Origin of the sequence: Gillisia hiemivivida, from assembly GCF_007997295.1 — a bacterium.
Classification (GTDB): domain Bacteria; phylum Bacteroidota; class Bacteroidia; order Flavobacteriales; family Flavobacteriaceae; genus Gillisia; species Gillisia hiemivivida.
This window is the reverse complement of record NZ_VORY01000016.1, coordinates 26,637-49,558: the sequence shown is the minus strand read 5'-3', so window position 1 is coordinate 49,558 and position 22,922 is coordinate 26,637. Positions and strand designations below refer to the sequence as shown.

22 protein-coding genes are annotated in these 22,922 nt (G+C 32.5%); all 22 read left to right on the top strand.

Translation table 11 applies throughout. The features are described 5' to 3' along the window. Positions 1-4: 4 nt before the first annotated feature. The 22 genes from ES724_RS12350 (at position 5) to ES724_RS12245 (ending at position 22,816) form a co-directional block, all read left to right on the top strand. The gene (locus ES724_RS12350; protein ID WP_211362765.1) at positions 5-844 is read left to right on the top strand and encodes a BKACE family enzyme; all 840 of its coding nucleotides are present in this window, start codon (positions 5-7) and stop codon (positions 842-844) included. Beyond that, complete coding sequence (locus tag ES724_RS12345) at positions 837-1,505, top strand: acetyltransferase (RefSeq protein WP_146933363.1); 669 nt, start codon at positions 837-839, stop codon at positions 1,503-1,505. Before ES724_RS12350 ends, ES724_RS12345 begins: the two co-directional genes overlap by 8 nt. A gap of 66 nt (positions 1,506-1,571) precedes the next feature. After that, positions 1,572-2,495 (top strand): glycosyltransferase, encoded by a 924-nt coding sequence (locus tag ES724_RS12340; RefSeq protein WP_146933361.1) that lies wholly within the window; start codon positions 1,572-1,574, stop codon positions 2,493-2,495. Positions 2,496-2,507: 12 nt separating this feature from the next. Continuing rightward, positions 2,508-3,659: a dTDP-4-amino-4,6-dideoxygalactose transaminase gene (gene rffA, locus ES724_RS12335; protein WP_146933359.1), complete on the top strand. Its 1,152-nt coding sequence runs from the start codon at positions 2,508-2,510 to the stop codon at positions 3,657-3,659. Continuing rightward, positions 3,637-4,851: a hypothetical protein gene (locus tag ES724_RS12330; RefSeq protein WP_146933357.1), complete on the top strand. Its 1,215-nt coding sequence runs from the start codon at positions 3,637-3,639 to the stop codon at positions 4,849-4,851. The genes rffA and ES724_RS12330 overlap by 23 nt, the downstream gene beginning before the upstream one ends. A 99-nt stretch (positions 4,852-4,950) precedes the next feature. Further along, positions 4,951-6,747 carry an ABC transporter ATP-binding protein gene (locus tag ES724_RS12325; protein WP_146933356.1) on the top strand — a complete coding sequence of 599 codons (1,797 nt, stop codon included), beginning with the start codon at positions 4,951-4,953 and terminating at the stop codon, positions 6,745-6,747. A gap of 444 nt (positions 6,748-7,191) precedes the next feature. After that, positions 7,192-7,848 carry an FkbM family methyltransferase gene (locus ES724_RS12320; RefSeq protein WP_170249893.1) on the top strand — a complete coding sequence of 219 codons (657 nt, stop codon included), beginning with the start codon at positions 7,192-7,194 and terminating at the stop codon, positions 7,846-7,848. Positions 7,849-8,239: 391 nt separating this feature from the next. Further along, positions 8,240-9,112, top strand: a complete 873-nt coding sequence (locus ES724_RS12315; RefSeq protein WP_146933352.1) for a polysaccharide deacetylase family protein — start codon at positions 8,240-8,242, stop codon at positions 9,110-9,112. Continuing rightward, entirely contained in the window at positions 9,112-9,993 is an 882-nt protein-coding gene (locus ES724_RS12310) for a GNAT family N-acetyltransferase (RefSeq protein WP_146933350.1), read from the top strand. The genes ES724_RS12315 and ES724_RS12310 overlap by 1 nt, the downstream gene beginning before the upstream one ends. A 36-nt stretch (positions 9,994-10,029) precedes the next feature. Continuing rightward, a complete protein-coding gene (locus ES724_RS12305) occupies positions 10,030-10,785 on the top strand; it encodes a class I SAM-dependent methyltransferase (protein ID WP_146933348.1) in 756 nt (251 codons plus the stop codon). 308 nt (positions 10,786-11,093) lie between these two features. Further along, entirely contained in the window at positions 11,094-12,539 is a 1,446-nt protein-coding gene (locus ES724_RS12300) for a lipopolysaccharide biosynthesis protein (protein WP_146933346.1), read from the top strand. A gap of 54 nt (positions 12,540-12,593) precedes the next feature. After that, positions 12,594-13,781, top strand: coding sequence for a UDP-N-acetylglucosamine 4,6-dehydratase (locus tag ES724_RS12295; protein WP_146933344.1), 1,188 nt, complete (start codon positions 12,594-12,596; stop codon positions 13,779-13,781). Beyond that, positions 13,781-14,926: a LegC family aminotransferase gene (locus ES724_RS12290; RefSeq protein ID WP_146933342.1), complete on the top strand. Its 1,146-nt coding sequence runs from the start codon at positions 13,781-13,783 to the stop codon at positions 14,924-14,926. Before ES724_RS12295 ends, ES724_RS12290 begins: the two co-directional genes overlap by 1 nt. A gap of 74 nt (positions 14,927-15,000) precedes the next feature. Further along, positions 15,001-15,573: an acyltransferase gene (locus tag ES724_RS12285; RefSeq protein ID WP_146933340.1), complete on the top strand. Its 573-nt coding sequence runs from the start codon at positions 15,001-15,003 to the stop codon at positions 15,571-15,573. A 24-nt stretch (positions 15,574-15,597) separates the two neighbouring features. Continuing rightward, a complete protein-coding gene (locus ES724_RS12280) occupies positions 15,598-16,014 on the top strand; it encodes a MaoC family dehydratase (RefSeq protein ID WP_146933338.1) in 417 nt (138 codons plus the stop codon). Position 16,015: 1 nt separating this feature from the next. Beyond that, a complete protein-coding gene (gene neuB / locus ES724_RS12275; RefSeq protein ID WP_146933336.1) occupies positions 16,016-17,026 on the top strand; it encodes an N-acetylneuraminate synthase in 1,011 nt (336 codons plus the stop codon). Further along, positions 17,023-18,180 (top strand): UDP-N-acetylglucosamine 2-epimerase, encoded by a 1,158-nt coding sequence (neuC, locus tag ES724_RS12270; RefSeq protein ID WP_146933334.1) that lies wholly within the window; start codon positions 17,023-17,025, stop codon positions 18,178-18,180. Before neuB ends, neuC begins: the two co-directional genes overlap by 4 nt. 3 nt (positions 18,181-18,183) lie before the next feature. Next, complete coding sequence (locus ES724_RS12265; RefSeq protein WP_146933332.1) at positions 18,184-19,227, top strand: nucleotidyltransferase family protein; 1,044 nt, start codon at positions 18,184-18,186, stop codon at positions 19,225-19,227. Further along, positions 19,227-19,907, top strand: coding sequence for an acylneuraminate cytidylyltransferase family protein (locus ES724_RS12260; protein ID WP_146933330.1), 681 nt, complete (start codon positions 19,227-19,229; stop codon positions 19,905-19,907). The genes ES724_RS12265 and ES724_RS12260 overlap by 1 nt, the downstream gene beginning before the upstream one ends. Before the next feature lie 83 nt (positions 19,908-19,990). Further along, positions 19,991-20,779, top strand: coding sequence for a phytanoyl-CoA dioxygenase family protein (locus ES724_RS12255; protein ID WP_146933328.1), 789 nt, complete (start codon positions 19,991-19,993; stop codon positions 20,777-20,779). A gap of 25 nt (positions 20,780-20,804) precedes the next feature. Further along, complete coding sequence (locus tag ES724_RS12250; protein ID WP_146933326.1) at positions 20,805-22,172, top strand: hypothetical protein; 1,368 nt, start codon at positions 20,805-20,807, stop codon at positions 22,170-22,172. 17 nt (positions 22,173-22,189) lie between these two features. Next, positions 22,190-22,816 (top strand): hypothetical protein, encoded by a 627-nt coding sequence (locus ES724_RS12245; protein ID WP_146933325.1) that lies wholly within the window; start codon positions 22,190-22,192, stop codon positions 22,814-22,816. The last annotated feature ends 106 nt before the right edge of the window (positions 22,817-22,922 follow it).

Genomic DNA, 22,922 nt, shown 5'->3' with positions numbered 1-22,922 from the left:
TATTTTGAATAAAAACAAAATTATAGTTAATTTCTGTCCTACAGGAATGATTCCAACTAAAAATATCACAGCACATGTTCCAATTTCGCCTTCCGAAATTATTGAACAAACACATGAGGCATATGAATTGGGTATAACAATTGCCCATCTTCATGCAAGAGATGAAAATGGAATACCCGATTGGAATCCAGGAATTTATCAGAAAATATTTGAAGGTGTTAGATTACACTGTCCAGATTTAATTATCTGTGGTAGTACCTCTGGAAGAAATTTTCCTGAGTTTGAGAAGCGCTCAGCGGTAATAGACCTGAAACCTGACATGTGTTCCTTAACCTTATCTTCTTTAAATTTTGTGAGACAGGCCTCTGTTAATGAACCTCACACTATTGTAGGCTTACTGGAAAAGATGGTGGAAAATGGAGTGGTACCGGAGCTTGAATGTTTTGATCTAGGAATGATTAACTATGGTAAATATTTAATAGATAAGGGTTATTTGGACGGACCTTATTATTGGAATCTTCTCTTTGGAAATATAGCAGGGTTTCAAGCTACTTTTAATCAAATAGGAACAGCTTTAAGTGAAATTCCAAAAAATCACTTTGTCGCTTTAGCTGGACTTGGAGCAGATCAGTTACCAATAAATGCTTGTGCAATTGCAATGGGTTACGGTGCAAGAGTAGGGATAGAAGATAATATTTGGTGGGATTCTAAAAGAACAAAACATGCTTCTAATGTAGAGTTGATTAAGCGAACACATGAGTTGATAGAGATTAACCAAAAAGAATTTTTTAAACCAAAGGATCTTGGGGAATTAGGGTTTTATAATCGCCATAGGAATGGATAATAAAATCCAAGTATTAGGCATGTCCGAGTATTTGGTATGCGTGATTTACGATATTCTAAATGATAATGATCAAGCTGATCATTTAGATATCTTCGTAAATATGAAAATGAATTCAGTCCCGCAAATGCCTATTCTAAAATTCCCTATTACGATTCATAAACTAGGGGAGAGTCCAGATAAAAATTCTCCTGTTATCTTTGGTGCATCCGGTCCGAAAAATAAATATCCTATATTCAATTATTTTATGGATACTTACAACCTTTCAAAAGATCAATTTATTAATGTAGTTCACCATACTTCCTATGTAGCAAAATCGACAATAATGGAGGCGGGATGTTTTGTAGAGCAAAATGTTACAATTAGTTCTCAAACAAGACTGGGCTTTGGAGTTACAATTAAACGAGGTGTTTTAATAGGGCATCATTGTATTATTGGAGATTTTGTGGATATTAATCCTGGTGCTATTATAGCGGGTAAGGTTAACATAGGTAAAGGTTCAGTAATTGGAGCAGGTGCTACAATATTAGATGGCGTTAATGTAGGTGAAAATTCTGTAGTAGGAGCGGGAAGTTTGGTCACTAAAGACATACCTTCTGGAGTAATTGCTTACGGGAACCCTTGTAAAGTTATTCGAGAAAATACGGAATGGAAATTAAATTAATGTATTATTATAAAATAATGTATCATCACTCAAATAACAATTAAGGATTCATAAATATTTTTTTCAATGGCATTATATTCAATAATTATTCCTGTTTATAAAAGTTCGGATAGCCTAAAAATTATAGTTTCTGAACTTTCAAAGATGCAAACCGAATTAGGTTATAAGTTTGAAATTATATTTGTGAATGACAGCCCTTTTTTCCTGGAAACTGTAAATATGTTGGGAAACTTGAGAATTGGAAATGATAATGTTAAAATTGTAACTTTTAGGAAAAATCAAGGACAGCATATTGCTACCTTGGCAGGTATTAACATTGCTTTAGGAGATTTCATTATAACTATGGACGATGATCTGCAACATCCTGTTTCCGAATTACCCAAATTAATTGAAGGTATTCAAACTAGCAATGCTGAGGGTGTTTTTGCCATTCCAAATTACAGGAATCGAAAACATAGCTTTTGGAGGAGCGTTGCCAGTTATCTATTGAAAAAGTCGGATTCCATTTTTTTAGAAAAACCAAAAGGTTTAATCCTTTCGTCATATCGCATAATGACCAAGGATTTGGCTCAAGCTACCTTAAATAGTTATAATGCAATGCCAGCGGTATCTAGCCTCATGGTAAATGCGTCCAATAATTTAATAAACGTTAAAGTTAAACATACTTCCCGTGAGTTTGGAGAAACCAATTACACTTTCTCGAAGTTATTGAGCCTGGCCTTGAACGGGATTTTGTATTATTCATCCCTTCCTTTGCGTATTTTGGGAATCGTGGGGATTATTGGGTTTTTAGGTTCCATGCTTTTTATTATCTCCATAATCTTCAGGAAATTAGCGGTGGGTATAGATTTTCCTGGATATGCTTCTACGGTAACCCTAATCAGTTTTTTTGGGGGACTTAACCTTTTTGCTTTTGGAATAATAGGAGAGTACCTTTTACGAATAATAAAGGAGCAACAGAAACCAAACTTGAAAGATTTAATTAAATAGTCTATTATTTTAATGAAGAATATCCCTTTCAATAAACCATACCTTACAGGTAATGAAATGAACTACATTAAAGATGCAGTTGACCTGGGTAAAATTTCCGGAAATGGTTTTTATACGAAAAAATGTCAGGACCTTTTTCAGGAAAAATACGGTTTCAAAAAATGCCTCTTAACCACTTCTTGTACCGATGCCCTGGAAATGGCAGCAATCCTTTTAAATATTGAGCCCGGAGACGAGGTAATTATGCCTTCCTATACTTTTGTGAGTGCAGCTAACGCTTTTGTCTTAAGAGGTGCGAAAATTATTTTTTGTGATAGCAGGGAAGATCATCCCGGAATGGATGAATCTAAAATTGAAGAATTAATTACTCCAAAAACTAAGGCAATTGTGCCGGTTCACTATGCTGGCGTTGCTTGCAATATGGATTTGATTATGGGATTGGCCAATAAATATAAGCTTTTTGTGGTAGAAGATGCCGCACACGCAATTGATAGTTATTATACAGGCAAAGACGGGATTAAAAAAGCTTTGGGCTCCATAGGACACATAGGTGCTTTTTCGTTCCACGAAACCAAGAACATTATTTCCGGGGAAGGAGGGATGATAGCAATAAATGATGAACAATTTTTTGACAGATCAGAAATCATATGGGAAAAAGGTACAAACCGTTCTGCTTTTTTTAGAGGAGAAATAGATAAGTATAATTGGGTAGATATTGGTAGTTCTTTTTTGCCTTCAGAAATTATAGCTGCTTTTCTATGGGCACAGTTGGAGAATTTAGAAAAAATTCAAAAAAAGAGAATTACAATTTGGAAATCATATAAAGATAGGCTTAAGCATCTAGAGGAAAATCCGAACGTAAAACTTCCTGTTATTCCAGCTTATGCAACCAATAATGCCCATATGTTTTATGTGGTTTGCAATAGCGAAGAACAACGTTCCTCGATTATTGAAAAGCTAAAAAAGGCCAATGTCCTAGCTGTTTTTCATTATCTTAGCCTCCATAAAAGCCCATTTTATCAAGAAAAATACAAAGGTCCGGCATTGGAAAATTCAGATAAATATAGCCGGTGTTTACTAAGATTACCATTCTTTTTTGAGCTCGGGGAAAATACAATAGATCTAATTACCAACACGATAGATGAAACTATTAAAGCTAACTAACTATTTTTGGGGTATTGTACTTTTCTTTCTGCTTATTTTAAGTGTGGTTTGCACTTATATTAGTACCGATGCACCTTACTATCTTTCTATGGCACGCGATATTGCCCTAGGCTATGTACCCTATAGAGATATTTTTAGTAGTTATACACCTGTAGCTATGTATCTTAACTCTCTTGTAAGATTGATGACAGATAACCCTTCCTATCACCTTTTCTTGACTTTTCAATATTGTATTACGGCAGTATCGGTAGTGTTTTTTTACAAAATAAGCAGGAGGGAAGGGCTCGGAAAAGCACTATCTACTTTCTTGAGTTTTTTTTTGTTTATAGCGGTTTTAAGTTCAGACGGTTCTTATATAAATCTTGAGGTATATGTGATTATGTTTTGCTTAATTGCTTACTACTTTTTACTCAAAAAGGAATTCTTTTGGTGTGGATTTTTTCTGGCTTTAGGTTTCTTTTCCAAACAATATGGGATTTTCAATTTTCTGCCCTTTTTTCTTTTAATTTTTATTTATCATGGTTATCAAAAGGGTTACTTGGTAAAATTCATATTAGGAGCATTTTTACCCTTGATTTTTTTTCTAACCTATTTTGTTCTTGTGCAACAAATTAGTTTCACGGCTTTAGCGCTACAATTAACCGGGTCTGGATATGACCAAGAGATGATAGAGTTGGAGACATCCTGGTTCAGTTTTTTGGCAGGTGCAAAGATTTTCATCTTATTGCTCATACCCTTTATATTTGTTCGGATTAATCCGTTTCGGAATAAAGTTAATGCAGTTTTAATTCTCGGCATTCTCGTTAATCTAATGCCTTTATATATACAAACGGTGTCTCATTATTTTATCCTTAGCTTTCCATTTGTTTTTATATTACTAGCAAGGAATTTAGACGTATCTAATAAAAAATTCTTTATGATGTCAAATCTTGTACTAATGATAATTGCGGGTTTGTTGATAGCTAGAATAAACAGATATAAAGGGGTATATGATGAACAGTTGGAGCTCGCTGCAGAAACCAGGAAAGAATATCCTGTAGGCTCTGATGTTTTTTTATACAAACATTTTAGATTCTTATATATTCTAAATGATTACCGCAATCCTGTGCTTGAAGAAATAGGGTATAGATATGGCTTTAAACCGGATGATGAATTTAGAGAAAAATATGAAGTTCTTTCAGTCGAAGATTAGTATGATTGAGAAAAATTTTATTCACTATTAATTCCGGTTTTATCAGGCAAAGCCTTATGATTAAGAAAACATTAATTTTGCTTTAAATTAAAGAGAAAATTGGATTTATTAAAAAGATTTATTAAAAGGTATTTTGCAGGGCTATCCTATTTTTATTCTTTTTTAGGATATAGAATTTTTGTGATTGTTTTTCTTAGTGTGATAGTTGGGCTCCTAGATGGCTTAGGTTTAACAATGTTCTTACCACTACTGCAGCTAGTAAGTGAATCAGGAACGGTTAATCCTGATTCACTGGGAAGATTACGATTTTTAGTAGATTTTTTCGAAGTGGTAAATATACCGCTAAATTTAATTTCTATTTTTTGCCTTATGTTGTTTCTTTTCTTCGCAAAAGGCTTGATGCTCTACATTTCAGGTATATATAAGGTTAATGTTCAACAATGGTTTATTAAAAAACTAAGAGTAAGTCTTGTAAAAGGTTTAAATAGACTTTCATACAAATTTTTCGCAAATGCTGATTTTGGCAGAATTCAAAATACTTTAACTGGAGAGATAAATAAGGTCTCAGATGCATATTCGGAATATTTTACCTCCTTTCAGTATGGTATTCTAGTTTTTATATATATGGTATTTGCTTTCTTTATAGATGCTCAATTTGCTGTTTTAGTTAGCCTGGGAGGTTTTTTGACTAATTTTCTTTATAAAAATTTATATAAGAACACTAAAGAAGCTTCTCGAAAATTAACTGGAGAAAATAATGTTTTTGAAAACTTAATAATTCAGAATGTTGGAAATTTCAAATATCTCAAAGCTACAGGTACATCAGACAATTATACAAATAAACTTATAGATTCAACGAGTAGGATTGAGCATAGTAATAAAAAAATCGGCAAACTTGAGGCGCTGCTAAATGCAGGAAGAGAACCTATTCTAATAACGGTGGTAGTAGCTGTAATTCTTATTCAAATCACTTATTTCGATTCCGATCTCGGCCCTATTATAATCAGCTTAATAATTTTCTACAGGGCTCTAGGTTATTTAGTGCATTTACAAATAAGATGGAATAAGTTCTTAGGCACATCAGGGTCTTTAGAAAATATGACAAAATTTGGTAAAGAGTTACAGGCAAATCAGGAAAAAAGAGGGAATATAAATTTTGAAGAACCAATTGAAATTATAGAATTGTCAAATGTTTTTTTTAATTATGGCAAAACTGCAATATTAAAAGATATTTCTTTCAGAATAAACAAAAAAGAAACTATTGCTTTAGTGGGAGAAAGTGGCAGCGGGAAAACCACTTTAGTAAATATTATCGCCGGTTTATTGCCAATTGATCAAGGAGAATTCCATATAAATAAAATACAAACGAAAGATATAAATATTAATAATTTACAAAAAAAGATAGGATATATTACCCAGGATCCTGTGATCTTCGACGATTCGCTGTTTAACAATATTTCTTTTTGGGCAGAACAAACGGAGGAAAATCTAGAACGGTTTTGGAAAGCAGTAAATAAGGCAGCGCTTTCAGATTTTGTCACTTCACTTCCCGAAAAAGAGAATGAAAAACTTGGTCATAGCGGTATCAAATTAAGTGGTGGGCAAAAACAACGTATTTCTATTGCACGAGAATTGTATAAAGATGTTGAGGTTCTTATTTTGGACGAAGCAACTTCAGCATTAGATTCTGAAACAGAAATGGCTATTCAGCATAATATGGATAACCTAAAGGGAGATTATATTATTATTATTATAGCGCATAGGATTGCTACAATTAAAAATGCTGATAAAATTGTTATAATGAAAAATGGAAGAATTTCGGAAATAGATAGTTACAATAAATTGATTAGAAAATCGCCCTATTTCAAAAAAATGGTGCAGCTGCAGGAAATTTAGAACCTATTCATATCTGAAAAGAATACTTTTTTTTAATACAGTGATTATTGGAAACGGCTTTAGTTTAAAATAGGTATTATAGGCGAAAATTCAATTATTTTTACCCTGGCCCTAAAGGGAATAATTGAATTTTCTATTTTCAGACCTACTTGAAACCTTCGGATTTTTCATTTCATTTTAAAATATCAACGCCAAATTAAACTAGAGCCTTGGTAACAAATACTTTTTAAAAATGGAGAGAAAAGATTTTAGTTGTAATTTTGATCTTTCAAACTGTGTTACTCAAGATTAATTTTGAACTAGGCAGAACATTTATAGTTCCAAAAGAAATAATAAATTCCCCATTAAATCACTATGCTGAACCTAAGGAAACACAATTTATTGAGAAGGAGTAATCTTTTAGGAAGGTTATTAAGATTGCCTTTTTTGATAATTCCCGATAGTATGGTAATTCCGATTCTTACTGGGCCACTAAGAGGAAAAAAATGGATTGCAGGTTCACATAACAATAGTGTTTGGTTGGGAACTTACGAGCGTAACCAGAGCTTAACATTTGTTCAAAAATCTAAAGGATCTAAAATATTTTTGGATTTAGGTGCCCACGCAGGATATTATACGCTTTTATATAAATCTGTAAATAAAGAATCCAATGTTTATAGCTTTGAACCCGTTGAAAGTAATTATGATTTTTTGCTGAAACATATTAAAATGAATAATCTTGAAAATATTATTCATTTTAACAAAGCTGTAGCAGATAAAGAAGGCGTTTTAAGATTTGCGCGAGGGAATTCTGTAGGGGGTAAACTGAGTTTGACAGGAGATATGGATGTATCTGCTATAAAACTTAGCAGATTAGTTGATGAAAATATAATTCAGTTTCCAGATTTAATAAAAATGGATATCGAAGGAGCGGAATACCAGGTGCTCAAAGATCTGGAGCCTTATTTAAGGGTTCAAAAACCTATAATTTTTCTTTCCACACACGGTGATGAAATTCGAGAGTCCTGTTTAAAACTTATGAAAAGTTTAAATTATAATATAACCCCTTTAGATGATAAAAGTATGATAAAGGCACGTGAGTATCTAATAGAGCCAGAATAAAAACGGTTGAGGATGAAAACCTACCAAATCACAAATTGGAATTATATATGTAAACAGCATTCTGTATGTCCGCTTTTGTTCCAGTAAATAGTTTTTATTAATTGATTACAGGTTGTTACCGTCATACTGTCCCGAATAGGCGGGAGTTTCAGCATTTCAAATATGTAATATAAGACCCTGAAACTCCCGATGGTTCGGGACTGGGAACCGCGAATATTTCAGATAGGATAATTTGGTCACTGGACTCTAAACGGATATTCAATACAGCATTTCAATATTATATATCATATTAAAATAATAGCATTCTTTTATTCTAGATTAGAAGGAATGGAGTTCCTGGTAAGACTAGATTTTTTATCCTTACTAATGCTGGTTCAAAAAGATAAATTAAATGAGAAATTTCTATTATTATTTTCTTAGTATATTTAGTGATGTTGTTAGAGCTTTATATAAAAAGAACCTGCGGGTTCTTGTTTTTCACAAAATTCATGACCAAGAAATTTTTTCACAACAAATTAAATATTTGAAATCCAATTATAATATAATTGATATTGCCACTTTAAAAGAATCAATAGAAAATAAAGATAGAAAGCTCCCCAAATATCCATTATTAATAACTATTGACGATGGAGATAAAACGACCCTGAAAAATGGCTTGCCGATTTTGATCGAGCAGGAAATTAGTAGTTTTGTATTTATAATAACAGAACATATAAATACCAACAATAGTTTCTGGTGGGAAAGAATAATAGAGAATGGAAGGAAAAATCATCAACCCCCATCCATAACTCGAAAACAAATTAATCATTTGAAGGAAGTAAGCAATTTTGATAGGTTAAAGTTGTTAGAAAAGTATGCTCCAATAAAGTTAGAGCAATTAAGCTCAGAAGATCTCATTTATATGCAGGAAAATAATATGTTTGTAGGCAATCATACCCACAGTCATCCTATGCTGGATAAATGTACCGAAACAGAAATTCAAAATGAAATGGATTGTTCGAGATTATTATTTAATAAATGGAATATGAAGGGCTTTGATATCTTTGCTTACCCAAATGGAAATTGGAATGAGATTTCGGAAAACCTGTTAAGAAAAAACAATATTCATCTAGCTTTTTTATTCGATCATAAAATAAATCCCTTGGTAATCTCACCCCTTCGAATTTCTCGTATTAAAGTAAATGCAGACATGCCCATTCCTGAATTAAAAGTTAAAGTTTCTGGTATACACACACTAATTTTGAATCTAAAACAAGTATTTTAATGGTAAAATACCGGCTGATTGATTTCGATAAAGATGAGAGTGAGGTAATAAGATTATTGAATCAAAATTTAACCCCTAGAAATAATAAAGAATTCTTTCAATGGAAATATATTAATTATCCTGGAGGTAAATCCACGGGTGCAGTTGCAGAAGTAGACAATAAAATAGTAGCGGTTGTTTTCTACTTACCTTTTAATTTTTATAGGAATGGGAAAATTATAAATGCTGCACGCCCTATATCTGGGTGTACTGCTCAGGATTATCGGGGAAGGGGTATTTTTAAAAATATAATGAAATTCTGTCTGGAATCTTATAAAAAAGATTATAAATTTCTTTTTGCAAATCCGAATAGATTTAGCCATCCAGAATTTATGAAAATGGGATGGAAAGAAAAAACCAGCTATGAGTATCGAGTCGGAATCATTTTTCCTTGGGACACTCAAAATAATTTAAATTTGACCTCCCATTCTTTACCTAGTATTTCTAAAGAAATAAAAATCAGTCATGAATATTATCTTTCTGGAGGCACAACAGATATGCTAAAATGGAGATATTCAGATAAAAGATATAAGATTAAAAAAATTCAAACTACAGATGGGGAAAATTATATAGTATTTCGCCTTCATAAAAAAGCCAGCTTAAAGCTGATAATACTATGCGATTATATTGGCGATGAAAATTATATTAATGCAGCTATAAAAGAAGTTTGTAGGATAGAAAGAACTTGTTTTATTTATTTTTTAAAGAATGAAATTACTGCTAAAATAAATCTGTTGCTTTCAAAGCGCCATAAGCAAGCAGTGATTACCTATTTAGAAGAGGAACCAGAAATTATACATAACATAGGATTTTCTTTAGGTGATTTAGAGGGAACTATTTAGTTTCATAAAACTTTTAAATTATTTAAATTGTTTTAAATGAATAACATAAAACCAAAATTTGAATATCAGGAGAATCAGTATGTGTTTCCATACCATCACATTGCTTATTTGGATAAACAGAATAATGCAGTGAATTATCGCACTTTGACCTGGGGATTTAAATATTTTTGCTATCTATTACATTGTAAAAAAATTATAGAATCCTTAGATTTAAATTCTGTTTTAGATGTGGGCTGCGGAGAAGGTCGATTTTTAGGCTTACTGGATGATGGAATTATTAGAAAAGTGGGTGTAGATCTTTCTAAGAGAGCTATAGGCTTTGCAAGAGCTTTTCATCCTGGGGTTGAATTCCTAACTAAAGATGCTTCAGAAATTGAAGAGAAATTTGATATGGTAACTGCAATCGAAGTTTTAGAACATATCCCGGATGAAGAAGTCAACGGTTTTTTCAATAAACTTGCTGCAAAAACAAACGATGGCGGTAGAATTTTAATAAGTGTTCCAACAAAGGTAAAACCGGTATCTGCCAAGCACTATAGACATTATGATTTGGAGTTGTTTCAAAATCAGCTTCAGGCAGCAAATATTCCCTTTGAAATTGAAAAAGTAGATTATGTGTATAAAGAACCTAAATGGTTAAAGCTTTATTCAAAAATGACCAATAACAAATTCGGTACACTTCAGATTAAGTTTTTTAATGATCTTATATGGAAATTTACTCAGAAAAATCTTTGTATTACCAATGCCAAGCACGGAGAAGAGTTAATCATTTTGCTCAAAAAACTGCAATAGAGGGTATTCCTCAATTAAAATTCGAAACCTTTTAATACTGCCATTCGAGAATTTTTCTAAAGCTTACAAAAGTGCAATTCAAAAAAGCATTGATGGCATTAAAGGAGAAAAAACGATTATAATAATGGCACACAGGATGGTTACGATTAAAAATTAGATAAAATAGTGGTAATGAAAAATGAAAAAGTATATAATATTGGGAGTTTTCATGAGTTATTAGACCAATCCAAGTATTTTAGAAAATTAGTGCAACTTCAAGAACTATAAACTATGATTATTAAAATTTCCAACTATAAAAAACCCAAAGAATGTCTTTAAGAAAGCAAGCGACCTCAGGTCTTGTCTGGACCTTTGCTGAACAGTTTGGAAATCAGCTGATTGGGTTTGTAGTATCCTTAATACTAGCGAGAGTACTGCTCCCGGCAGAATTTGGTTTAATTGGGATGATAGCAATTTTGGTAGGTTTGGGAAGGGTTCTTGTTGATTCAGGCCTTACACAGAGCTTAATTAGAGATAAAAATAGTGATCAGGAGGATTATTCTACAGTTTTCTATTTCAATCTTGTGGCCAGTATATTAGTTTACATATTAATATATTTTATTGCGCCATTAGTTTCTGATTTCTATAGTCAACCTATCCTAACTACAATTATAAGGTTATATTGTTTAACATTCGTCTTTTCTGCTTTTAAGAGCGTGCAAATGACCAGGTTAACTAAACAGTTGAATTTTAAACTACAAACAATGATCACTCTACCCTCAAATATAGTGGGTGGCATTACTGGTATTTATATGGCGTATGCAGGCTACGGGGTTTATAGTTTGGTTTGGAGTCAAATTGTAATATCTATTATTAGTACGATTCAAGTGTGGTTTTATTCAAAATGGAAGCCAAGTTGGCAGTTTAATTATACTAAATTTAAAGATCATTTTAATTATGGATATAAATTGGCATTATCAGGAATAATTGATGTTCTATTTAAAAATTCTTACCTTATTATAATAGGAAAGTTCTTTCCACCTCAGCAAGTTGGATTTTACACAAGAGCTGAAACTATGAATCAGTTGCCAGTAAATAATATTAGTAACGCGTTAAAAAAAGTTACATTTCCTCTGTTTGCTTCAATACAAGGTGATAATAAAAGATTAAAAAGGGCATATCGTCAAATTATGCAAATGGTGGTGTATTTAATTTCTCCAGTCTTAATTTTTTTAGCTGTTTTAGCTGAGCCTACGTTTAGGTTTCTTTTTACCGAAAAGTGGCTGCCTGCTGTTCCTTATTTCCAAATCTTATGCATTACAGGGATATTAAAGCCAATACATTCCTATAATTTAAATGTTCTGAAAGTTAAAGGTAGAAGCGATCTTTTTTTACGACTTTCAGTTATAGAGAAAGCATTGATTATTATTGGAATTCTTATAGGCCTGCAATTTGGAATATATGGTCTTCTTTATGCACAGGTTGCCGTAAGTGCAACAACATTTTTTATGAATGCTCATTATACAGATAAATTTATTGATTATTCTGCCTGGGAACAAATCAAAACGCTTATCCCAATTATTGCCTTGGCCACCGTATGTGGAGCTTTGATTTATTTAGTAGATTATTATATTTATTCTAAGTTGGATATTGTCAGGATGTTGATTGGTGGTAGTATTGGAGCTATAAGTTATATAGGCTTAAGTATAATTTTTAAGATGGATAGTTATAAACATTTTAAAAAATTAATTGCTAAAAAAAAAGTTAAACAATAGGCAAGTAAATCTGTAAAAGTTATTTTTGCCTTTCGACCAAAATAAAACTATTAAATGGATATTTTAAAATTAATAGGTAGATCACAACCCTTATTCAATCAGGATATTACTGCATGGAAGGATGAGCTAAGCTCCATTGTTTCGGAATCAAGCTTCTTGATTCTTGGAGGAGCTGGTTCCATAGGTCAGGCTGTTACCAAAGAAATTTTCAAAAGAAGACCAAAAAAAATGCATGTTGTGGATATTAGCGAAAATAACATGGTAGAACTGGTTAGGGATTTACGTAGCTCCTTTGGTTATATCAATGGAGATTTTCAAACTTTTGCATTAGATATTGGATCTCTGGAATATGAAGCATTTATAAAAGCAGATGGAAAATACGATTATGTTCTTAACCTTTCCGCGTTGAAGCATGTTAGAAGTGAAAAGGATCCCTTTACATTAATGAGAATGATTGATGTAAATATTTTTAATACAGATAAAACCTTGCTTCAATCTATTGAAAATGGCACCAAAAAATATTTTTGTGTTTCTACAGATAAAGCCGCAAATCCCGTAAACATGATGGGAGCTTCCAAACGAATTATGGAAATGTTTTTGATGCGTAGAAGTGAGGAAATTAATATTTCTACCGCGAGGTTTGCCAATGTTGCATTTTCCGATGGCTCATTACTTCACGGTTTTAATCAAAGAATTCAGAAAAAACAACCTATAGTAGCTCCTAATGATGTGAAACGTTATTTCGTAACTCCGCAGGAAAGCGGGGAATTATGTTTAATGTCCTGTATATTTGGGGAGAACAGGGATGTTTTTTTTCCGAAATTAAGCGAAAAATTACATCTTATTTCATTTGCTGATATTGCTGTTAAATATCTGGAGCAGTTGGGATATGAACCTTATCTTTGCGAAAATGAGGAGGAAGCCCGCGAACTTGTAAAAACCTTGCCAGATCAAAAAAAGTGGCCTTGTTTATTTACAGGCAGTGATACCACCGGAGAAAAAGATTTTGAAGAGTTCTTTACAAATAAAGAAATTTTGGATTTGGATAGGTTTCAAAATTTAGGAATTATTAAGAATGAATTGAAATTAGAAAACGAACAACTTCAATTTTTTGAAGAGCAGATAGCTAATTTCAGAAATTCGAGAGGTTGGGATAAAAATGATATCATATCGTTGTTTCATAAAATGATCCCTGATTTTGGTCATAAGGAAACCGGTAAATATTTAGATTCAAAAATGTAATGTCAGAAATTAAAAATACCATCTCATTTATTCGGGAAATATACCAGACTCAGGATTTTATGCCATTGCACGAACCGCGATTTGTGGGGAACGAAAAAAAATATCTTCTGGATACCATTGATTCTACCTTTGTCTCTTCAGTAGGAGCTTATGTTGATAAGTTTGAGGATATGATGCAGGATATTACTAAAACCAAAAAAGCGATAGCGGTTGTTAACGGAACTTCCGGAATTCAGGTTGCTCTGCGTTTGGTTGGAGTCAAAACTGGAGATGAAGTTTTAACCCAGGCGCTTACTTTTGTAGCTACAGCCAATGCAATTGCTTATAATGGGGCTAAACCGGTTTTTTTGGATGTAGGTCTGGACACAATGGGACTATCTCCGGGTGCAATTCAAAACTTCTTAGAAGAGTATGGTGACATTCGAGAAGATGGATGTTATAATAAGAAAACTGGCAATCGTATTAGTGCGTGTTTACCTATGCATACTTTTGGTTTCCCAGTTCGTATTGATGAAATAATTAGGATATGCAATTTTTGGAAAATCCCGGTAGTAGAAGATGCAGCTGAATCTTTGGGTAGTGAATTTAAAGGGCAGCCAACAGGAAGCTTTGGAGAAGTAGGCGTTTTCTCCTTTAACGGAAACAAAATAGTAACCAGTGGAGGGGGAGGAGCAATTGTTACAAATAATGCTGCTTTAGGAATTAAAGCGAAATATTTAACCACTACCGCTAAAAAACCTCATGCCTATGAATATGTTCACGATGAGCTGGGATATAATTATAGAATGCCAAATCTTAACGCAGCCCTGGCTTGTGCACAGCTTGAAAAGCTCAGCTGGTTTCTTGAAAAAAAGAGGGAATTGGCAAAAAAATATGAAGAATTTTTCAAAGGAGCAAATGCTAAATTCAGGACAGGTTTGCCGGAAACAAAAGCTAATTACTGGTTGATGTGTGTTGAGCTGGATAACAGAAATACCAGAGATGAATTTTTAAAAGGAACCAATGAGGCGAAGGTAATGACTCGACCTATTTGGGAATTGATGTTTAGATTACCTATGTATGAAAACTGTTTAAAAGATGAGCAGGTGAATGCCAAATTTTTGGTTGATAGAATAGTAAATATACCTAGTAGTGTGGTTATATAACTATTTTCCACATGGAAAAATATGTTAATTAACCTTTTAGGGTGTATAACCCAAACAGAAAGTAAATTTATAATATGTATAAATTCAAAGAGATTGGAGATAATGTAGAAATATTTGAACCTATTTCTATAATTGATGAAAGTAAATTAACAATAAAAAGCAATGTTAGGTTAAGTGAATTTACTTTGATTTCCGGAGGGGAAGGCGTTTATATTGGTAACTACGTTCATATAGCAAATCATGTTTCAATAGCCGGTGGCGGAATATTAGTTGTAGAAGATTTTGTTGGAGTTTGTGCAGGAGTAAGAATAATTACAGGTTCAGATGATATTACAGGCAACGGAATTCCGAGTCCTATGGTGTCAGATGAATTTAGATCCTATTATCGTTCACATGTTGTACTTAAAAAGCATTCTTTTATAGGTACCAATGTTATTATCCATCCTGGTGTTACTATTGGTGAAGGTGCTGTAGTAGCTAGCGGAAGTTTAGTAACTAAAGATTTAGAGCCATGGGGCATATATATGGGGTCCCCTGCAAGAAAAGTGCGAGGTAGAAATATGGATACAATTAAGGCTATGGAAAAAGAAATTTATAAAAAAAACAATATTATACCATCAAACTTTGATGATGTACTGAATAAATAATTGAAAAATATTTAATTTAAAAAAATGAATAAAGTTAATTACAAGGATCTTAAAGTTGGTGATAATGCCAGTCTAACTAAAACTTTTTCAGAAAATAATGTTTTAAAATTTTCTCTTTTATCTGGGGATGAAAACCCTATTCATTTTGATCAAGAGTATGCATTAACTACAAGATTTAAAAAAAGAATTGTTCAAGGACCTTATGTTGCAGCTTTATTTGGGGGCATTTTGGGCTCCGAAGTGCCTGGGCCGGGGACAATTTATATAAATCAAAATACTAATTTCATTGCACCTGTTTTTATTGGAGATACTGTAACTGCGAATGTGGAAATTCTTTCAATTCGTGAAGATAAACCAATAATAAAATTGCGTACATGGGCGACTAAGAATGATGAAATTGTTATGGATGGTGAGGCAACCATTTTATTTTTAAAAAATTAATATGAGACACGTTACAATTATTGCTGAAGCAGGAGTTAATCATAATGGCAGTTTAGAGAACGCAAAGAAATTGGTTGAAGTGGCTGCAGAAGCAGGTGCTGATTTTGTGAAATTTCAGACTTTTAAAACCGAATTGAATCTTACTAAAAATGCTAAAAAAGCAGGATATCAGGAAAAGAGTACTGGTGTTGGGGAATCTCAGTATGATATGGTTAAAAAACTTGAATTATCTTATGATGAATTTTTATTAGTGAAGAAGCATTGTGATTCTCATGGCATTAAATTTTTATCTACTGGTTTTGATTCCCCAAGTCTAGAATTTTTGGAAACTTTAAGTCCAGAATTTTATAAGATTCCCTCGGGAGAAATCACCAATCTGCCATATTTGAGAAAAATCGCAAGTTTTGGACGAAATGTTATAATGTCTACTGGAATGGCAAACATCCAAGAAGTAAAAAATGCATTTGAAGTTCTTCGAAATGAAGGTTTGAGTGAGGATCAAATCTCTATTATTCATTGCAATACTGAATACCCAACTCCTATGGAAGATGTGAATTTAAGAGCAATGTTGAATATAAAGGAAAAATTGGGTGTGCAAGTGGGGTATTCAGATCATACTTTAGGAATTGAAGTGTCTACTGCTGCCGTAGCTATGGGCGCGATGATAATAGAAAAGCATTTTACTCTAGACAGAAATATGCCAGGACCTGATCATAGTGCGTCTCTAGAACCAGTTGAGCTTAAAAATATGGTAAGAGCGATAAGGAATATAGAAATTGCAATAGGCGGTTCTGGGATAAAAGAACCTTCTCCATCTGAAGCAAAAAATAAACCGATAGCGCGTAAAAGTATTGTTGCTTCTCAAAAAATTCTCAAAGGGGAAGTGTTTTCTATAGAAAACCTTTCTGTCAAAAGACCAGGGACTGGAATTAGTCCAATGAAATGGGATGAAGTCATTGGGCTTAAAGCAATAAGAGATTTTAGGGAAGACGATTTAATAGAATTAGTTTGAAAAAGATAACGATTGTATCAGGCACCCGAGCAGAGTTTGGATTATTGAATCCTTTGATAGATGAAATTCAAAATGACCAAGAAATTCAATTACAACTTATTGTAACGGCGATGCACCTTGCTCCTGAATTCGGCTATACTGTTAATGAGATTGAAAAGAAAGGCTATAAAATAGATAAAAAAGTAGAGTGCCTGCTTTCATCAGATTCTGCTGTTGGAATTACTAAATCTGTAGGCTTAGCTATGATAGGGTTTGCGGATGCTTTAAATGAATTGAATCCAGACTTCGTTATCATTCTAGGAGATAGAACTGAAATGTTAGCTGCTGCAACGGCATCTATGTTAGCTAACATACCAATAGTTCATATGTACGGAGGAGAAACAACGGAAGGTGCTTATGATGAGGGTATTAGACATGCAATAACTAAAATGAGTTATTTGCATTTTGCTTCTACTGAGATTTATCGAAAAAGGATAATTCAACTAGGAGAACATCCGAGTCGCGTTTATAATGTTGGCTCCATTAGTATGGATTCTATAAAGAATCTAGTTCTTCTAAATAAAGAAGAGTTTGAAGATTCTATAAATTTTAAGTTGGGAAAAAAGAATATACTAATTACTTTTCATCCAGTAACTCTTGAAGATCATTCTGCCCAAAGTCAGTTTCAGAATATTTTAGAAGCTCTAAGCTCCTTTATGAATACAAGTTTTATATTTACGCATGCTAACTCAGATAAGGATGGCCGTATAATAAATCAAATGATTGATGAATTTGTTTTAAGAAATAATGAAATTTCCGTTGCATTTAAGTCTTTAGGACAGTTGCGCTATCTATCTGCATTAAAGCATATCGATATTGTTTTAGGAAATTCATCTAGTGGAATTGTAGAGGTTCCATACTTTAATATTCCTACAATTAATATTGGCGACAGACAGAAAGGTCGAATATTATCAGAAAGTATTATTCAAGCTGATGCTACATTTGAGTCGATTACTTCTGCATATAAAAGAGCTTATGATCCTTTATATAGAAATAACATTAAAAGCCAAAAGCAACTATTTGGTTCTGGGAATACCGTTGGTAAAATAATGAATATACTACGAAATCAAAATGTGAACAACTTAAAAAAATCCTTTTATGACATTCAATTCTAAATTATGAAATCCCAAGATATACAAATTCATAAAGATAAAACCATCCTTGATGCCCTTCGCAAATTAAATAAGATTCGTGATGTAAGCCGTCTTATATTATTTGTAACTGATAATGATGAATCAGTTTTAGGATCATTAACAGATGGTGATATTAGAAGATCATTAGCTCAGGATGCAGATGTCACAAAACAGGTTGGAGATGTTTGTTTTAGAAATTTTGCATACGAACAAGACACTAAAGAATTCCTAGATTTAAGACCATATAGGAAAAAGGATATTAAAATTTTACCAATTCTAGATTCAGAAAACAGATTGGTGAGAATTATAGATTTGGAGAAAACAAAATCTGAGTTACCGCTGGAATGTATGATTATGGCTGGGGGAAGAGGTAAGCGCTTAAGTCCCTTAACCGACACAGTTCCTAAGCCAATGTTACCATTAGGTGATAAGCCAATAATTGAGTATAATATTGATAGGCTAATAGCTTTTGGAATAAAAAAAATATATATATCAGTAAAATACCTGGGAGATCAAATTAAAGAATATTTTGGAGATGGTAGTAGTAAAGGTATAATCATTGAATATTTATGGGAAGATAAACCTCTTGGAACAGCTGGAGCCTTATCTTTAGTTGAGAAGTTTGAGACCGATCATGTTTTATTGATGAACAGCGATTTATTTACAGATGTAGATTTTGAAGATTTATACCTGGATCTAATAAATCAAAATGCCGATATGGCCGTGGCATCTACCGAATATAAGGTAGATGTACCCTATGCCGTTTTTGAAACGGAAGAGAATAGGGTTATCAAATTTAAAGAGAAACCTTCTTATGTATATCACTCTAATGCTGGAATATATATTCTGAAGAAGGAACTAATAGATAAAATTCCGAAAAACGAATTTTTCGATATTACAGACTTAATGGAGAATCTAGTTAAAGATGGAGGAAAACTTATACATAATCCAATCACTGGATTTTGGATTGATATTGGCAGCCCAGTTGACTATAAGCAGGCAAAGGAATTTATAAAACATCTAAATTAATGTTAGTTGTAATACCTGCTCGAGGTGGTTCTAAAGGCGTGCCTGGAAAGAACATAAAAGTATTAGATGGTAAACCATTAATACAATATACTGTAGATCTCGCAAGAGAATTATTTGAGGATTCAGATATTACTGTTTCTACGGATGATCGTGCTATAAAAAATACTGTTGAAAAGCTGGGTCTTAATGTGCCTTTTATAAGGCCTGATGAGTTAGCAACAGATAAATCAGGTACTCAGGAAGTTTTAATTCATGCATTAAACTACTCTAAGTCGATAGGTAAGGAGTATGACACGATTTTATTATTGCAGCCAACATCACCATTTAGAAATTCTGAACAAGTTCGTGAAGCAATAAATCTTTATGAAAAATCTAAGGATGTAGATATGGTTCTTTCTGTAAAAGAGACCAAAGCAAATCCTTATTACATACTAAGAGAGGAAAATAGCTTTGGTTATCTTGAACCGTCAAAGGTTGGGAATTTCACTCGCAGGCAGGATTGTCCTCCTGTATGGGAAATAAATGGTGCACTATATGTGATTAATGTGAAAAGCCTGCTAACCTCATCTATAAGCCATTTCAAAAAAGTAAAAAAATACGTCATGGATGAAGAGACCTCTCACGACATAGATACATTATTTGATTGGAAGTTTGCTGAATTCTTGAAATCATTTAAATAATAAGTTTTTCTTAAAGATTTTTAGGATAGATTGGATTAAAATATATTTGTAGAGTATAACCTTAAATAACTAAAGTCCTCAAAATGAAGTATAATAAAATTTTGAAATCTGCTAAAGTTGAAATGAATAATCTCCGATTGGATTTTACTCATTCAGAAAAATTTATTACTACTGAAGTAGAGGAAGAGATTGTGAAGTCAATTAAGGAAAAAGGATATTATGTCTTAAAAAATTTCTTTACAAGAGAATGGTGCGAAACAGCTAAGCAAGAAATTGATCGCTTAATCATCGATTACAATTCTCAAATTTGGAAAGACACTGCAGAATCGGATCATAGAATTTTTGGTGCAGATAGAGTTAGTACATTCATAAAAGAATATTATCGAGATAAAAATCTTATTTCTTTATTGCAGACGTATGAAGGTACCAAAGTTAAGGATGGTTTTACTTTAGCCGCCAAATTGGAGGCGGCTCCAGGGAATAAAGGTTCTGGTGGTGGCTGGCATCGAGATCATGCAAATGTTAAACAATCCAAATCTATAGTTTACCTAACATATGTTACGGAAGAAAATGGTCCGTTTCAATATATAGAAGGTAGCCATACCTCCAGAGCAGTTTACAGAGATTCCTATAAATACAATTATGATCAGTTTCAGAATAGGTTTGAAGATGCTGAAGTCAATCGAATAATTGAGAAAGAACCAGAACGACTTAAGACCTTTACTGCAGAAGCTGGAACAGTTATACTTACAGATACTAGAGGTATTCACAGGGGAAAACCGATTACAAAGGATTACAGATATGCTCTTACAAATTATTTATGGATGCATTCTAATATACCTTCTCATATTGCCAAAACTTTAGTAGGTTAAGTGCTAAATTTTCTAAGATGTTATAATGAACAGAGAGCAATATGCTGAACTAATTAATAAGCTAGAGGAATCTTATCCAGTAAATGATTGGAAAATAAAAGGGGTTAATGTTTGGCCTTTAATTAAAATGCGGCTTTCCTTTGCATATCATAATAGTTCTACAAAGAAACATACCGAAACTCGATTAGCTAAGCTTAGAAAGATTTTTATTGGAATATTCTACATTGTTAAATTTTTTTTTACCAAAAAAAATAATAAACAAGCTAAACTTTTTTGTTTAGCTCCTCATTTTAGATATTACGATGGAAGAAAGTTTATTAATAGATATTTTAACCGATTAATAGATGATTGCCTTAAGTCTGATAGTAGTTTTTATTTTGCAGAATACGGTAATACTAAATCATTTTACAGGAAAAATTTAGATTATCCTGATGTTACCATTTATTTGGAAGGCATTAAATATATATCTCTAATAATTAGGGAATTTACTTGGAAAAAGCATCTAAAGGATTCAAAATGGGAACACTTCGAAGATTTTATTGAAGAGGTAAATGATAAATTGGGTAGACTAACAATAAATAAAAGCGATATAGTTAAACAATTTGCTTATATCGATTTGCTTAAATATTTTTATAAAAAGGTTCTGTTCAAATATAATGTACAAGAAATTTATATATTATGTTATTACGTGTCTGAAATGTATGCAATGAACCTTGCCGCCTCGGAAATGAATTTATCTAATTATGATATTCAGCATGGTGGACAAGGTAATTTACATTTCGCTTACGCGAATTATAATGTGGTTCCATTAAAGGGTTATAAATTATTGCCAAAATATTTCTGGGTATGGAATCGTGCTTCTGGAGATGAAATTGAAAATTGGACTCGTAAGCAGAATTATCATAAAGTGTTTCACGGTGGAAACCCTTGGATTGATTATTGTATAAAGAATTTAAGCCCTGAAGTGAGTTCTGGAAAGAAAATTATCTTATATACTCTTCAACCTATAGGAGAAAAGCTAATTGATGAATATATTATTGAGGCTATAAAGAAAACTCCTCGCAATTACGTTTGGTGGTTAAGACTTCATCCAAGACAATTAGGAGAAAAAAGCAAGTTAGAACAAGTTTTATTTAAGGAAGGTATTAATTGTTTGGTAAATATAGAGGATGCTACTAAATTGCCTTTACCGGGAATTCTAAACGAAACCTCCGTACATTTGTCGAAGTTCTCTGGATCTATATTAGAAGCATTTATGATGAGCAAAAAGTCTATTATTCTAAGTAGCATTGGAGTTGAAACTTATCCCGAGGTTGTAGACAGCGAATACGGTATTGTTTATCTAGGAACAAATAGTGATGTATTGTTAGAATTGATATTAAAAAATTCATGATATAATAATAAAGAAAGGTGGAAGAAAATTTTGTTAAGATTAAAAAATATTTGTATAAGACAATTGTAGGGTTTCAAAATAAGTTGAAATTTGGTTTTGGAGCGCCGGAATTTGGAGAATTAATTTTTGTTGATCCAAGAACAGTTGATAATTATTTAGCCATTGCCAGAAGAAACCAATCGGGAAAAATTTTGGGTGGAGATTGGGATTTAGCAGAGAAGCATAGCATCGATGAAATACCAAGATACATATTTTGCAAAATGAGATGGGAGCAAAATATTCCCTGGGCTGAAACAGGTATTTATGAGTATTTGTTGGATAAGATTAAGATACATGGGTCGGTAGCCGGCTGTTATGATTTACAAGACATAATTATTAGGTATCAAAAGTTAGATAAATTATTTCTAGAAATTAAAATTTCTAGAAAATTTAAGACTCAGAAAGAATTAGATATTTCCTCCTTTAACGAAGATGGCGGGTTGCTTTTTCACATTGATAGAGATAATCAATTAATTTTTGGGGGTGGAGGGATGCATCGATTTTCAATGGCAAAGATTTTAAAGCTTGAATCTATACCTGCTCAATTAGGCCTTTTGCATCCAGAAGCAATTAATAAGTGGCAGATACATAAACTTTCGAAATGATTGTTTTCATTTTAATTTATAGCCAATTAGCATTTTTAAAATAAATTTTAACCATTTCAACTTTTTTATTTAAGTAAAAACTTCGTGTTTTTTTTAATCTCCAAGA

Coding starts and splice junctions, on each gene's coding strand:
- ES724_RS12345 (WP_146933363.1), top strand. CDS start 837: ATGGATAATAAAATCCAAGTATTAGGCATGTCCGAGTATTTGGTATGC.
- ES724_RS12340 (WP_146933361.1), top strand. CDS start 1,572: ATGGCATTATATTCAATAATTATTCCTGTTTATAAAAGTTCGGATAGC.
- rffA (WP_146933359.1), top strand. CDS start 2,508: ATGAAGAATATCCCTTTCAATAAACCATACCTTACAGGTAATGAAATG.
- ES724_RS12330 (WP_146933357.1), top strand. CDS start 3,637: ATGAAACTATTAAAGCTAACTAACTATTTTTGGGGTATTGTACTTTTC.
- ES724_RS12320 (WP_170249893.1), top strand. CDS start 7,192: ATGGTAATTCCGATTCTTACTGGGCCACTAAGAGGAAAAAAATGGATT.
- ES724_RS12315 (WP_146933352.1), top strand. CDS start 8,240: ATGAGAAATTTCTATTATTATTTTCTTAGTATATTTAGTGATGTTGTT.
- ES724_RS12310 (WP_146933350.1), top strand. CDS start 9,112: ATGGTAAAATACCGGCTGATTGATTTCGATAAAGATGAGAGTGAGGTA.
- ES724_RS12305 (WP_146933348.1), top strand. CDS start 10,030: ATGAATAACATAAAACCAAAATTTGAATATCAGGAGAATCAGTATGTG.
- ES724_RS12300 (WP_146933346.1), top strand. CDS start 11,094: ATGTCTTTAAGAAAGCAAGCGACCTCAGGTCTTGTCTGGACCTTTGCT.
- ES724_RS12295 (WP_146933344.1), top strand. CDS start 12,594: ATGGATATTTTAAAATTAATAGGTAGATCACAACCCTTATTCAATCAG.
- ES724_RS12290 (WP_146933342.1), top strand. CDS start 13,781: ATGTCAGAAATTAAAAATACCATCTCATTTATTCGGGAAATATACCAG.
- ES724_RS12285 (WP_146933340.1), top strand. CDS start 15,001: ATGTATAAATTCAAAGAGATTGGAGATAATGTAGAAATATTTGAACCT.
- ES724_RS12280 (WP_146933338.1), top strand. CDS start 15,598: ATGAATAAAGTTAATTACAAGGATCTTAAAGTTGGTGATAATGCCAGT.
- neuB (WP_146933336.1), top strand. CDS start 16,016: ATGAGACACGTTACAATTATTGCTGAAGCAGGAGTTAATCATAATGGC.
- ES724_RS12265 (WP_146933332.1), top strand. CDS start 18,184: ATGAAATCCCAAGATATACAAATTCATAAAGATAAAACCATCCTTGAT.
- ES724_RS12260 (WP_146933330.1), top strand. CDS start 19,227: ATGTTAGTTGTAATACCTGCTCGAGGTGGTTCTAAAGGCGTGCCTGGA.
- ES724_RS12255 (WP_146933328.1), top strand. CDS start 19,991: ATGAAGTATAATAAAATTTTGAAATCTGCTAAAGTTGAAATGAATAAT.
- ES724_RS12250 (WP_146933326.1), top strand. CDS start 20,805: ATGAACAGAGAGCAATATGCTGAACTAATTAATAAGCTAGAGGAATCT.